At 58.8% G+C, this 12,373-nt stretch carries 13 protein-coding genes; all 13 read right to left on the minus strand.

Going from position 1 to position 12,373, the window contains the following annotated elements:
* Window positions 1–2: 2 nt before the first annotated feature.
* The 13 genes from EST62_RS02260 to EST62_RS02320 all read right to left on the minus strand — a co-directional run bounded on the left by EST62_RS02260 (window position 3) and on the right by EST62_RS02320 (window position 12,362).
* The gene (locus EST62_RS02260) at window positions 3–890 is read right to left on the minus strand and encodes a YicC/YloC family endoribonuclease (RefSeq protein WP_129050470.1); all 888 of its coding nucleotides are present in this window, start codon (window positions 888–890) and stop codon (window positions 3–5) included.
* 69 nt (window positions 891–959) lie between these two features.
* Window positions 960–1,229 (minus strand): 30S ribosomal protein S15, encoded by a 270-nt coding sequence (gene rpsO, locus EST62_RS02265; protein ID WP_129050471.1) that lies wholly within the window; start codon window positions 1,227–1,229, stop codon window positions 960–962.
* A gap of 55 nt (window positions 1,230–1,284) precedes the next feature.
* A complete protein-coding gene (locus EST62_RS02270) occupies window positions 1,285–2,250 on the minus strand; it encodes a bifunctional riboflavin kinase/FAD synthetase (protein WP_129050472.1) in 966 nt (321 codons plus the stop codon).
* 13 nt (window positions 2,251–2,263) lie between these two features.
* Complete coding sequence (truB, locus tag EST62_RS02275) at window positions 2,264–2,986, minus strand: tRNA pseudouridine(55) synthase TruB (RefSeq protein WP_129050473.1); 723 nt, start codon at window positions 2,984–2,986, stop codon at window positions 2,264–2,266.
* 27 nt (window positions 2,987–3,013) lie between these two features.
* The gene (gene rbfA / locus EST62_RS02280) at window positions 3,014–3,376 is read right to left on the minus strand and encodes a 30S ribosome-binding factor RbfA (protein ID WP_129050474.1); all 363 of its coding nucleotides are present in this window, start codon (window positions 3,374–3,376) and stop codon (window positions 3,014–3,016) included.
* A gap of 21 nt (window positions 3,377–3,397) precedes the next feature.
* Entirely contained in the window at window positions 3,398–6,202 is a 2,805-nt protein-coding gene (gene infB, locus EST62_RS02285) for a translation initiation factor IF-2 (protein ID WP_129050475.1), read from the minus strand.
* Between the two features lie 86 nt (window positions 6,203–6,288).
* Window positions 6,289–7,926: a transcription termination factor NusA gene (nusA, locus tag EST62_RS02290; RefSeq protein WP_245153402.1), complete on the minus strand. Its 1,638-nt coding sequence runs from the start codon at window positions 7,924–7,926 to the stop codon at window positions 6,289–6,291.
* Window positions 7,927–7,993: 67 nt separating this feature from the next.
* A complete protein-coding gene (locus EST62_RS02295; RefSeq protein WP_245153404.1) occupies window positions 7,994–8,515 on the minus strand; it encodes a ribosome maturation factor RimP in 522 nt (173 codons plus the stop codon).
* A gap of 152 nt (window positions 8,516–8,667) precedes the next feature.
* A complete protein-coding gene (locus EST62_RS02300) occupies window positions 8,668–8,874 on the minus strand; it encodes a hypothetical protein (RefSeq protein ID WP_129050477.1) in 207 nt (68 codons plus the stop codon).
* A 400-nt stretch (window positions 8,875–9,274) separates the two neighbouring features.
* On the minus strand, window positions 9,275–9,517 hold the full coding sequence (locus EST62_RS02305; protein ID WP_129050478.1) for a glutaredoxin family protein: 243 nt from the start codon (window positions 9,515–9,517) through the stop codon (window positions 9,275–9,277).
* Window positions 9,514–10,806 carry a histidine--tRNA ligase gene (hisS, locus tag EST62_RS02310; protein WP_129050479.1) on the minus strand — a complete coding sequence of 431 codons (1,293 nt, stop codon included), beginning with the start codon at window positions 10,804–10,806 and terminating at the stop codon, window positions 9,514–9,516. Before hisS ends, EST62_RS02305 begins: the two co-directional genes overlap by 4 nt.
* A 22-nt stretch (window positions 10,807–10,828) precedes the next feature.
* The gene (locus EST62_RS02315) at window positions 10,829–11,299 is read right to left on the minus strand and encodes a PTS sugar transporter subunit IIA (protein ID WP_167599126.1); all 471 of its coding nucleotides are present in this window, start codon (window positions 11,297–11,299) and stop codon (window positions 10,829–10,831) included.
* 247 nt (window positions 11,300–11,546) lie between these two features.
* Window positions 11,547–12,362 carry a phosphatidate cytidylyltransferase gene (locus EST62_RS02320; protein ID WP_129050481.1) on the minus strand — a complete coding sequence of 272 codons (816 nt, stop codon included), beginning with the start codon at window positions 12,360–12,362 and terminating at the stop codon, window positions 11,547–11,549.
* Between the last annotated feature and the right edge of the window lie 11 nt (window positions 12,363–12,373).

Genomic DNA, 12,373 nt, shown 5'->3' on the forward strand with positions numbered 1-12,373 from the left:
GCTTATTCGATGTTTTGAAGCTGCTCCCTGACCTTTTCGAGCTCCTCCTTGATGTGCACCACCTTCTGCGAAATATCGGCGTTCTGCGACTTTGAAGCGATGGTGTTGGCCTCGCGGAGCTGCTCCTGCAGGAGGAAATTGAGCTTGCGGCCAGAGCCGCTCGAACTGTTGTTCAGCTCTTCTATAAAAAACTTGTTGTGGCTGTTGAAGCGGATGCACTCCTCGGTAATATCGAGCCGCTCGGCAGCCATGACAATCTCCATTTCGAGCCGATCCTTGCTGTACTCGACATCGCGCCCGGCAATGGCAGTGATTTTCGAGGCCAGCCGCTTGCGGATCGTTTCGAGATTACCGGCAGCAATCTCGCGAATATCTTTGAGTGTGCATTCGATTTCGTCGATCCTTGACCTGAAATCACCGGCAAGCTCCTCGCCCTCTTTCCGGCGCATCTCCTTGAGATGGCCGATAGCTTCGGCAAGGGCTGAACTGGCGATAGGCCAGATTTGGTCGGGGTGTTCCAGAATGGTGTGGTCAGACTCGAAAATCTCGGAAAAACGCAGAACGTGGTCGAGCGTCACCGGCGCTTCGATCTCCGCCTCCCGGCGCACGGCTTCGAGAAGAGACTTGTAGGCCCTGACTTTCGCCGGATTCACGGTCACCGGCAACTGCTCGGCCTCGTCGAGCTGAAGCTGCACGTACGCCGATATTTTGCCGCGCTGGAAAGTGGCGCGGATCAGCTCCCTGACCTCCAGCTCCCACGACAGCAACTGCCTGGGCAGCTTGACCCCGATTTCGGCAAAACGGTTGTTGACCGAGCGAAGTTCGACAAGCACCTTCATGCCTTTTTCCGAACGCTCGGCGCTGCCGTATCCGGTCATGCTTTCCAACATACACTCACTCTGTTACATTCTTGAAGATACCTGCGGAGAACGCTCCCCGCAGGCTCCGGAAGAGGCCGGTTACTTGCGCAGGTCGAGATCGGCAAGCACCTTGCGATAGCGTTCGATATCGGCATTCTTGAGGTAGTTCAGCACATGCTTGCGCTTGCCGACCAGCATCAACAGGCCGCGGCGTGAATGTTTGTCTTTGGGATGCTGCTGAAGATGACCGGTCAGATCGGCGATCCTGCGGCTGAACAGGGCAACCTGCACCTCCGCTTTTCCGGTATCCGTCGCAGAAGCACCAAACTTCGTGATAATCTCGGCTTTGTGTTCTTTTGTCAGACCCATGATGTTTTCTGTGTGATGTGTTATAACGAAATAAAAAACGGCCCTTAATATAACATTATTTCTTGCAGAATTCCGCCTCTTTTTTATCGAGATCAAGCTGCGCCCTGAGCTCGTCAAGTGAAGCGAAACGCTTTTCGGCCCTGATGAAATCGAGCATCTTCAGGGAGAGAAACCTGCCGTACAGGTTCCCTGAAAAACCGATGATGTGGGCCTCGACCCTCACCTCGCCATTCTCGGCGACGGTCGGGCGATGGCCGATGTTCATCATGACCGGATACTCCTTGCCGTCGATCTCGACCGTCGCCGCATAGACGCCGTGAGCCGGAAGCATTTTGCAGCTATCGGAAAGGGCGATATTCGCCGTCGGAAAGCCGATGGAACGGCCAAGCCTGTCGCCTTCAATGACCGTGCCGCTGATCGAGTAGGGCGCTCCGAGGCATTCGTCAGCCTCGCGAATCTTGGCCGATTCGAGCAATCGCCTTATTCGGGTGCTCGATACCGGCGAACCGGCGACAACCACTTCGCCGACCACATCGACGCTGAAGCCGCACGCCGCGCCAAGCTCGTGCAGCGTCTCTTCGCTGCCGCTCCGCCGCTTGCCGAAACCGTGGTCGTAGCCGACGGTGACATGGCGCGCGCCGAGCCGCTTCACGAGCACCTCGCGGATGAACGCTTCGGAGCTTGTCGAGGCGAATTGCCGGTCGAAGCGCACCACGAAGAGCAGATCGATCGGCATCGAAGCGAACTGACGGACCTTCTCGTCGAAGGTGGTCAGCAATCGCACCGCGCACCCGCCGCCCCCTTCGAGCACGATTCTCGGATGGGGCTCGAAGGTCACGACGACGCTTCTGAGGCCGAGCTCCCTGGCGTGCCCGGTCATGCTGCCGATGATCTTCCGGTGGCCGACATGCAGCCCGTCGAACGATCCGATGGTGACGGCCGAAGGCTCCGGCGAAAGCTGCACCGGCAACCCGGTTGCGGGATCAAGGACCGTACTGCCCTGCAAAACTACGACGCGCATACTCCTTGCTGTTTTACTCTTCGATGGCCGAAGCGGCTCGGGTTATCTGGTCAACGACCTCTTCGACGCTCATCGCCTCCGAAAGCTGATGCTGACCTATCGCAACCCGTTTCAATGATTTGAGATAGCCGCCGACGCCGAGCAGTTCGCCCAGTTCATGAGCGATCACCCGGATGTAAGCGCCCTTGGAGACATGGATGAAAAAATTGACATAGGGCAGCTCGATACCGGTGATCTCGAACCGATGAACCTCGATCCGTCGCGCCTTGCGCTCCCGCACCTCGTGGCCCTGCCGCGCCAGCTCGTAGAGCCGCTTGCCGTTGTGCCAGACCGCCGAGTGCATCGGTGGCTGCTGCATTTGCTCGCCAATCATCGAAGCGGCGGCGGCGCGGATGGCCGTTTCGTCGAGCGCGGACACATCGCGGAGGTCGTACTCCTCGGTCTCCGTATCGTGGCTCACGGTTTTCGCTCCGAGCCTGATCGTGCCTTCGTAAGCCTTGTCGAGCAGTTCGAGTGACGAGATGGTCTTGGTCTTGCGCCCCGTGGCGAGAATCAAAAGGCCGGTCGCCCTTGGGTCGAGCGTGCCACAGTGACCCACCTTGCGCTTCGCGCCGTTGCGCTTGTACGCGCCGCGAATCTTGGCCACCACGTCGAACGAGGTCCAGCCAAGCGGCTTGTCAACCAGCAGGTAATCGCCCTCTTCGCTGAGGACGGAAGCGCGACCCTGTTCGATCATCGTACTCCAGATTCCGGACAGTGCGGGTTACTGCTGCTCTTCATCACGGGCAGGCTTGACCGATTTGAGCAATTGCTCGATCCGGTTAGCCTGCTCGAAGAGGCGGTCTTCGTAGAACTCCAGCTCAGGAATCCGCCGGAACTGGTGGCGAATCCGCGAAGAGAGCGTTTTGCGGATCATCTTGTTTTCGGCGTGAAGGTACTCCATCACCTCGGTGCGCTGGGCCTCGGAGCCGATGACCGAAACATAGACTCTGGCGATGCCAAGGTCGGCGGTGATCCGCACCTCGGTTACGGTGGCCAGCGGGCCGCTGCGGGGCAGCTCCTTCTCAAAAATCGCGCTCAGCTCCCGCTGCAACAGCGAGGCGACTTTTTCGGTTCGTATCGACATCGATGCCCTCCTTCCGGTTGCTCAGAGTTTGCGTTTTTTCTCGACGATCTTGTAGGCCTCGATCACGTCACCGACCTTGATATCGTCGTAGTTCTTCAGGCTGACGCCGCACTCGTAACCGGCATCGACCTCCTTGACGTCATCCTTGAAGCGCTTGAGCGAGTCGAGCTGGCCGTCGAAAATCTGTACACCGTCGCGCAACAGGCGCACCTTCGCGTCGCGCGGCACCTTGCCTTCCAGCACGTACGCACCGCCGACATTGCCCACCTTGGGCACGCGGAAGACCTGGCGGATTTCAATCGAACCGAGACTCTCCTCGTGCAGTTCGGGCGACAGCATACCTTCGAGCGCCTTCTCCACATCTTCGAGCACGTGGTAGATAACGCTGTAGAAACGCACGTCGAGATCCTCCTTCTCGGCAAGCCTCTTGGCGTTGACGTTCGGGCGCACCCTGAAGCCGATGATGATCGCATCCGAAGCGGCGGCAAGCAACACGTCAGTTTCGGTGATCTGACCCACGCCCTGGTGAATGATCTGCACCTTCACCTCTTCGTTGTGAATCTTCATCAGGCCGTCGGCGAGCGCCTGGATCGAGCCGTCGGTATCGGCTTTGATGATGACGCTGAGCTCCTTCTTGAGGCCCTCCTTGATCTGGCGGGCGATGCTGTCGAGCTTGACGCGCGTACTGCGGCGGAACTCGTGCTCGCGCTTGATGATCTGGCGTTTCTGCGCCAGGTCGCGGGCATCGCGGTCGGAAGCCATGACGGTCAGTGCGTCGCCGGACTGCGGCATATCCTCGAAACCGAGTACGCGCACCGGCGTGGAGGGACCCGCCACATGAATGCGCTTGCCGCGCTCGTCCATGAGCGCCCTGACCTTGCCCAGCGAGTTGCCGGCCACGAACGGATCGCCAACCTTCAGGAAGCCGCGCTGCACCAGCACGGTCGAAACCACGCCCTTGCCCTTGTCGAGCTCGGACTCGACGATGATGCCGCTGGCGGGAATCTCTCTCGAATAGTTGCCTTTCAGCTCGCGGATATCAGCCTCGGTGAGCACCTTCTCCATCAGCTCGCTGATGCCGATGCCCTTCTTGGCCGAAATCTCCTGGCACTGGTTCTCGCCGCCCCAGTCCTCGACCAGCACGCCCGCTTCGGAGAGCTGCGTCTTGATCTTTTCGACGTTGGCTTCGGGCTTGTCGATCTTGTTGAGCGCCACGACGATGGGCACGCCGGCAGCTTTGGAGTGGTTGATCGCCTCGATGGTCTGCGGCATGACACTGTCGTCGGCGGCCACGACGAGGATGACGATGTCAGTCACCTGCGCGCCGCGAGCACGCATGGCGGTGAACGCCTCGTGACCCGGCGTGTCGAGAAAGGTGATGTGGCGTCCGCCATCGAGCGATACTTCGTACGCGCCGATGTGCTGGGTGATGCCGCCCGATTCGCCCGCAACCACGTTGCTCCGGCGGATGTAGTCGAGCAGCGAGGTCTTGCCGTGATCGACATGGCCCATGATGGTCACCACCGGCGGGCGGGTCTCCATATCTTCCGATTCGTCAACCTGCTCCACGGTCGTGGTCGCCTCGACCTCCGTGGTGAACTCGATGTCGAAACCGAATTCGAGCGCGATCAGCTCGATGCTCTCCTTGTCGAGACGCTGGTTGATGGTCACGAACTTGCCGAGCGTGAAGCACTTCTGGATAATCTCTTTGGCGGTCAACCCCATCAGTTCGGCAAGCTCGTGCGGCGAGGCGTACTCGGTGACGCGGATAAGGCTCCTTTCGGCCTCGCGCATCGCCTCGGCCTCCTCGTACTCGCGCTCGCGCTCCATGCGACGCATCTTGCGGAACTTCTGGCGGGAACCAGTCGAACTGCTGTCGTCCATGCCACTGATGGTGCTCTTGATATTCTTGGAGATGACCTTATCGTCAACCTCGACCTTCTTTTTCTTCTTGCCCTTCTTTTTCTTGCTGTCGGCGGCATCACTGCCTCCGGTCGAAGTCCCGCCCTCTCCCGCTGGTTTGGCAGCTTTTTTCTTGGCGGCCTCCTCTGCGCCAGCGGCTGGAGAAGAGGCGTTTTCAAACTCTCCCTTCAGTTCGGCGGCATTCTCCTTGAAGCTCTTCTTGCGAGACTTCTTCTTCCTGTCGGAGCCACTCGACACATCGATGGTGCCGAGCACCGTCAGGCCGCCGATCTTTTGCGGCGCTTCGTAGGTCTTCATCGATTCGGGCAGGGTCTGCACCAGGAACTGGGAGGGAGCCTCAACAGGCTCCGGAACAGCGGCGGCCTCCGGAACGGGCGGTTCTTCGGCGACAACAGGCTGCGCCTCGGCCACAGGCTCGACGGGCGGCTCGGCGGGCGCTGATTCTTTGGCGACCGGCTCGACGGCAACGGGTTCCGGCTGTGGCGGCGCGGGAGCGACCGGAGGGGCGGCGGGCGGCTCGGCGGCGACAGGCCTGGCGACGGCTTCCGGAGGAACCTCGATTCTGAGTTCAGGCACGGGCGCGACAGGCGCTGGCGGCGGGACGCTGCTCAGGCTCTCTTTGAGCTGCTGCTCCTTCTCGTACGCTTTGCGCGACTGCTCTTCGAGCCTGGTCAGGCGCTTCTGCTTTTCAGCCCTGATCTTGCGGGTCTCATCGACCTGCTTTTTCTCCTGGCTGAAGTTGCCGAAAATCATGTCGCGCATCTCCTCCTCCACCATTGAAGAGGTGGACGCTACCTTGCCTCCCTCCTGCTTGACAAAGTGCAGCACCTCCTGGGGACTGACTTGCAGCTCCCTGGCAATATCACTGATTCGGAATCTTCTTTGCTTTTCCTCGATAGCCATTGGCCTCTCCTGGATGATTATCCTCTTGCCGGAATTCCGCCACAATCCGCCGCCCTGACGCCTGTCTGGAAATCCCGTGGTAATTCTCAGTTTGTTTCTTCGTCCGGGCGCTCTTCGGAATTCAGGCTCTCACCCGTATCGATGTTCTCGCCCATGTCCATGGCGTCGCCCGTATCGATGTTCTCGCCCATGTCCAAGCTCTCGCCCATGAGCAACCGTTCGCGACTATCGTCGAGCAGCGACTTCAGATCCTCCTCGCTGAACTGCTCGCGAACCGTGCGGTAAATGGTTTCGGCAATCTTCTTCCAGTAGCGCTTTTCGTCGTCGGTAATCCGGCGCTCCCGAGGCTTTACCGGTTTGCGCCCCTTGTTGAAAACAAACAGCTCTTCGGTTTTCGGCGCGCCGACCAGCGCCTCCTCGATCTTTTCGACGCCCCCCTGCAAAATCTTTTTCGCTGTGTCGAGCCCGCCGTCGAGCAACTGGTAGATCATGTCGTCGCCGAACTCCTCGCGGAACTCGATGATGTCGATGTCGTTCGGATCTTCGAGCGACTTGTCGATCACGTCGCGATAGACGTCGATTTCGTAACCGGTCAGCTTTTCAGCCAGATGAATGTTGTTGCCGTTCTTGCCGATAGCGTACTTGATCTGGTCTGGCTTGAGCATGACGCGCGCCTTGCGGGTCTTCATGTCGGCGTGTACGGTCATCGGGTCGATCTTGGCCGGCTGGAGCGCACGAGCGATGAACACCTGCGGCTCGTCGGTGTAGTAGATGACGTCAATATTCTCGTTGTTCAGCTCCTTGACGATGCTCTGGATGCGCTTGCCGCGATAGCCGACCGTCGCGCCGACCGGGTCGATGCGCGAGCTGGTCGATTCGACGGCCACTTTGGCTCGCTCGCCCGGTACGCGAGCGATGCCCTTGATGACGATCAAGCCGTCGAGAATCTCCGGAACCTCGCTTTCAAAAAGCTTGTAAAGAAAGCGGTCGTCAACGCGCGAAACAATCACCTTCATGCCGCCGTCCGGTTTTTCGCGCTCCTCGACCGTGCCGTCGTCGTTGCGCAACTTGACCTTTTCGCGCTCGATGCGCTTGACGTAAAGCTTCATGCGCGGCGTGCGGCGCGGATTGTCCTTCTTCATCATCTCCGACTTCGGCAGCACCAGCTCGACGCGGTGATCCTTGGAGGTGTTGTAGGTGAAGATCACCTCGTTCGAGCGCACCTGATAGACCTCTCCGGCCACCACCTCGCCCACCTTTTCGAGGCAGTCCTCGTAAACGGCCAGACGCTCCAGGTCGCGCACCTTTTTCTGCACCGACTGCTTGATGATCTGTATCGACTTGCGGGTCAGGTAATCGTCGAGCTTGATCGGCCCTTCTTCGTAATAGTCGCCAAGTTCGAGCGAATCATCGATCTTGCGAACCTCGTTGATATCGATTTCGATGGTCGGAAGATCGACGTCATCGACAATTTTTTTCAGAATATAGACCTCGAAATCGCCGCGCTCCGGATTGATGAAAATATTGGACTCCACCTCTGGATCGTAATCTTTCCTGAGCTGTTTCTGGATGATCTCCTTGAGCAGGTCGGCAATGTCCATCTTGACCGCGGCGCTTTCGGAGCGCTTGTCCAGAAAGATCTTCGACTGCTCGATTTCACCGAAAGCGCTCGCAATCTGCGCTTTCTGATCCTGAGTTTCACCCTTTAGCTGCTTTCTTGGCATCGCTGTGTGATCTTTATTTGTAATAAAATAGTCTGCGATTCGTTCTTGCACTTCACGGAACCAGGACTTACAAACCGGTCTGCACGACCGCCTTGACGACGTCGGCAAGGCGAAGCGTCACCGGCGCTTCGCCGGCGCTTCTCTTTTTGCGGCCCTCTTTGACAGCCTCGATGGTGATCGACGGCGCCTCCTCCTCCCCAGCACCGACGGCAGCTTCGAGCAGGCGGCCCGTAATCTCTTTAGGCTGAGCCTCCCCGTCCAGGTAATTGACCCGTATCAAACGTCCCAGATGTCGCAGGTACTGGCGCTGAACCTTGACTGGCTCGCCAATGCCGGGTGACGAGACCATGAGATCGAAATCTCCTTCCGCCAGCATGATATTGTCTTGGCAAACCTCCAGACGCGCCCTGATGGCGCGGCTCAACTTCGCGCACTGACCGATGCTGACGCCTTTGTCGGTATCGACGGTCAGCTCTATTTTTCTGCCGCCAGCGCGAATGACGGCTTCGACAACGTACATCTCGTCGCCGGTTGCGGCAGCAAGGTCGGCGATCGACTCGCCAATCGCCTTGTGTATCAACTCATCCATCATCGCGTTCATCAACTCGAATTTCCGAAAACAAAAAAGTGGGGATACCCCACTTTCAGAAACTTTGCTTCTAACAGGCCAGTGCTCCAGTGAGCCACAATGTACAAAAAAAGCGCGCACATGTCAAACAGCTATCTCGCAATCGGCGCGCTTTACTCCTTTTGTTTGATCTGGCTGTCGATCACCTCGTACTCCGCCTCCTCGACCTGCGCGCGGCTGCCGGAAGAGGAAAAGGTCGAAGAGCCACTGGCGCGTCGTTCGCTCTGATTGCCACCAATAAAAGTGGTGAAACGAAAGATCCGTCCCACAAGCCGCAAGGCCAGCCACAGAGCGATGAGAAGAAGTATGAATTTCAGCATAATGTTGTATCAAAAGAAAAATGACGAAGACTGGTCATCGCGAGCCATCCCGACTTGTCGGGACGTGGCGATCCACTTGCATTCAGGCGGGCTTTAGCCCGTCGGACATTCGGTTGTCTTACATTCAAATTGCCCTGGCTTTCAAGCCGGGGAGAGCCAGTCATAAAAAATATCCGGGCTTTAGCCCAATCTCTTGCCGCCTGTTTCCACCAATATCTTTGCTGTGTGCCTGCACTGGCTCCGCATGGATTGCCGCGTCGCGTTGCTTCTCGCAATGAACAGACTGATGAAGAGGACGGGCACAAGACCCGTCCCTACAGTCGAAAATGATTGGTTTTTGTCTGGATAATCATGTTCAATATCCGTGTGCAGTGACATCGACAAAACTTTCCCGGAGATCTTACCACTCGCCAAGCAGCTCGACGAGGCGGCTTTTGTCGATCCGGTGTTTGAAGGCCACCTGGCCATCGACAAGGATAACCGGAATGTCGAGGCCGTAGCGTTCGACGAGATCGGCGCTGCCGGAAATATCGCACTTTTCGATCTCGAACGGAATCTGCCTCCTCGCCTCGTCGAGCACTTCGAGCGCCGCGTCGCAGAGGCAGCACTCCGGCTTGCCGTAAATCGTGACCCGAGGCTTCACGGCCTCTGCGACTCCCGCGCCGCCGGTTCGCGCAGCACTTCGATGATGGCGTCGAGATCGAGCGCGGTCTGCTCGGAGGTCTCGAGATTCTTGAGCGCATAGACGCCCGACTCGAACTCCGACTGGCCGACGAAGAGCGCATAGGCTGAACCGATGCGGTTGGCGTCGCGCATCTGCGCCTTCATGCTCCTTCCGGCCAGATCGATCTCCGTCTGAATGCCCGCCTTGCGCAGCCGGAAAGCGACCTGCATGGCATGGCTGGCAAGCTCCTGCTGTTGTATGACGACAGAAACGAGCGGACCGTGCGGATTGAGCGTTGCGAACAACCCTTGCTTCTCCATGACGATCATGAGCCGCTCCATGCCGACGGCGAACCCGACCGCCGGAAGATCGTGCGGCGATCCGAGTTCACGCGCCAGGCCGTCGTAGCGCCCGCCGCCGCCGATGGCGTCCTGCGCGCCAAGCTCGGAGCTGGTCACCTCGAACGCCGCGTGGCAATAATAATCGAGTCCGCGCACCAGCAGATGGTCGATGTCGTAGGCGATGCCCCGGTCGTCAAGGTAAGCGAGCACCGCTTCAAACTCCGCCACCGCCTCCGGCTTGAGCGAAGCGTAGAGCCTCGGCGCTCCGGCGATCATCTCCTTCAGCGCGGGATTTTTGGAGTCGAGGATGCGCAGCGGGTTCTTTTCGAGCCGCTCCTTCGACGGCTCGTCGAGCTCCGACTCGTAGGGCTGGAAGTAGGCCCGGAGCGCCTCGCGGTAGCGGGCGCGGTCATCGAGGTCGCCGAGCGAGTTGATGCGCAGCCGCAAGCCGTGCAGGCCGAGCGTGTCGAACACCTGCATCATGAAGGTCAGCGCCTCCGACACCGCCGCCGGGCTGGAGACGCCGAGCAGCTCCGCGCCGAACTGCGTGAACTGGCGCTGGCGTCCGGCCTGCGGACGCTCCTTGCGGAACAGATCGCTGATGTACCAGAGCTTGTGCACCGGCGACTGCGAGAGGAGATTCTTCTGCAAGCAGGCGCGCATCACCCCGGCGGTCATCTCCGGACGGAGCGTCAGGGAGCGTCCGTTGGGGTCGGGAAGAAAGGTGAACATCTCCTTGCCAACAATGTCGGTGGTCGCGCCGATACCCCGCTGGAACAGCTCGGTATATTCGAAGGCAGGCGTGCGGATTTCGCTGAATCCGTACAGCGCGGCCACCGAGTGAACAACCCTCTCGACATGGTGCCATCTTGAAATCTCATCAGGGAAAATATCTCTTGTCCCTTTCACTGCCTGAAACTGCGTCATAGCTGCCTTGCGGTCGTCAATATTAAATCTGGGGTAAATCCTTCTCCTCTTCGCGGAAAAGGTCGAGAACGTCGCCGGGCGTCGTCGCTTCGATGAGCTTGCGACGCACGTCGTCGCGCCCGGCGAGCCGGGTGATGCGTCCGAGCAGCTTGAGGTGCTCGGCGAGCATGGTCTCGGGCGTGGCGAGCAGAAAGACGATCTTGACCGGCTGGTTGTCGATCGACTCGAAATCCACCTCACCCGAAAGCGTCACCAGCGCCAGCACCGGTTCGCTCACGGCGGAGGTCTTGGCGTGAGGCAACCCGATGTTCTTGCCAATACCCGTGGACATTTCTCGCTCCCGCTTTCGGACATCCTCGGCAAGCTGTTTGACATCCCTGACCTTGTCATGACCGGCCACCATGGTGAGCAATGTATCGATCACCTCTTCCTTGGAGCTGGAGTCGAGATTCAGGTTGATGTGCTTTTCTGTAAGAAGGGCTTCTATTTTCATGATCGATAACAGCATTGCAGAGTGTGGATGCAAGATCGTGAAACCAGGTTCGCCTGAGCGTTTCGCGGCTTGTCGCCGGAGCGGAAACGGGAAAAACCCGCGAGCAGTCCGGCTGCCGCAGGTGATCGACACAGGATTCCGGAAACCCGGAGAGCACGATACCGTCAAACAGAGGTGAACCTCTGAAAAACAGAACCGGAATATAAGAAAAACATTCGTTTCCGCCCCGGTTTCAATCGGGGAAAGATCACCAGTGATGAACGAGAAAATAGAGTAGCGGAGCCACGAACATCACCGTGTCGAAGCGGTCGAGCACGCCGCCGTGCCCAGGAATGAGGCCCGACGAGTCCTTGACCCCGGCATCGCGCTTGAACATCGATTCGAGCAGGTCGCCGGCGGGCGCGACCGCGCCGATCAACAGGCCCGCCGGTATGGCCCGCCCGTCGGGACAGCCTGAGATGCAGGTCGAGCAGAGCCACGCCGCAAGCGCGCTTCCGGCAATGCCGAAAAGGTACCCCTCCCAGGTTTTTTTCGGGCTGATGCGAGGGAAAAGCTTCTTTTTGATGAACCTGCCGCCGAGGCCGCGTCCACCGAAATAGGCGAAAATATCTGCCCCCCAGACGCACAAAAACAAAAGCAGCACCAGCGCCTGGCCGGAACCCGCGCCGGTGGCGTCCGACAAACGGAGCCGGAGCAATGCCCCAAAACTCAGGTTCACGTACAAAAGACCGACAAGCGTCGCGCCGAGGTTCATGAACTGTGAACCCTGGTTTCGCCAGATTTCAAGCACATACAGAAACATGACCACGGCGACAATCGCCTCCCAGTAAGCGATGAAGCCGTAATAAAAATCGAGCTGGATGAACGCGGTCAGCGGCAAGAGAATAGCGATCGACGGAGGATGCGCCCGGTGCGCGGCCAGACGCCAGAACTCCCAGGTCGCCATCAGGCTGAGCGCGAGCACCAGTCCGAGAAAGTACGGGCCGCCTTGCATATTGAGCCAGAGCAGCAGCGGAATGCCCGCGATGGCGACCGCCACTCTCTGCGAGAGATTGCTTGGCATCGGAAAAAAAG

Source organism: Chlorobaculum sp. 24CR (assembly GCF_004118635.1).
Lineage (GTDB): Bacteria > Bacteroidota > Chlorobiia > Chlorobiales > Chlorobiaceae > Chlorobaculum.

Coding starts and splice junctions, on each gene's coding strand:
- EST62_RS02260 (WP_129050470.1), bottom strand. CDS start 890: ATGTTGGAAAGCATGACCGGATACGGCAGCGCCGAGCGTTCGGAAAAA.
- rpsO (WP_129050471.1), bottom strand. CDS start 1,229: ATGGGTCTGACAAAAGAACACAAAGCCGAGATTATCACGAAGTTTGGT.
- EST62_RS02270 (WP_129050472.1), bottom strand. CDS start 2,250: ATGCGCGTCGTAGTTTTGCAGGGCAGTACGGTCCTTGATCCCGCAACC.
- truB (WP_129050473.1), bottom strand. CDS start 2,986: ATGATCGAACAGGGTCGCGCTTCCGTCCTCAGCGAAGAGGGCGATTAC.
- rbfA (WP_129050474.1), bottom strand. CDS start 3,376: ATGTCGATACGAACCGAAAAAGTCGCCTCGCTGTTGCAGCGGGAGCTG.
- infB (WP_129050475.1), bottom strand. CDS start 6,202: ATGGCTATCGAGGAAAAGCAAAGAAGATTCCGAATCAGTGATATTGCC.
- nusA (WP_245153402.1), bottom strand. CDS start 7,926: ATGCCAAGAAAGCAGCTAAAGGGTGAAACTCAGGATCAGAAAGCGCAG.
- EST62_RS02295 (WP_245153404.1), bottom strand. CDS start 8,515: ATGGATGAGTTGATACACAAGGCGATTGGCGAGTCGATCGCCGACCTT.
- EST62_RS02300 (WP_129050477.1), bottom strand. CDS start 8,874: ATGCTGAAATTCATACTTCTTCTCATCGCTCTGTGGCTGGCCTTGCGG.
- hisS (WP_129050479.1), bottom strand. CDS start 10,806: ATGACGCAGTTTCAGGCAGTGAAAGGGACAAGAGATATTTTCCCTGAT.
- EST62_RS02315 (WP_167599126.1), bottom strand. CDS start 11,299: ATGAAAATAGAAGCCCTTCTTACAGAAAAGCACATCAACCTGAATCTC.
- EST62_RS02320 (WP_129050481.1), bottom strand. CDS start 12,362: ATGCCAAGCAATCTCTCGCAGAGAGTGGCGGTCGCCATCGCGGGCATT.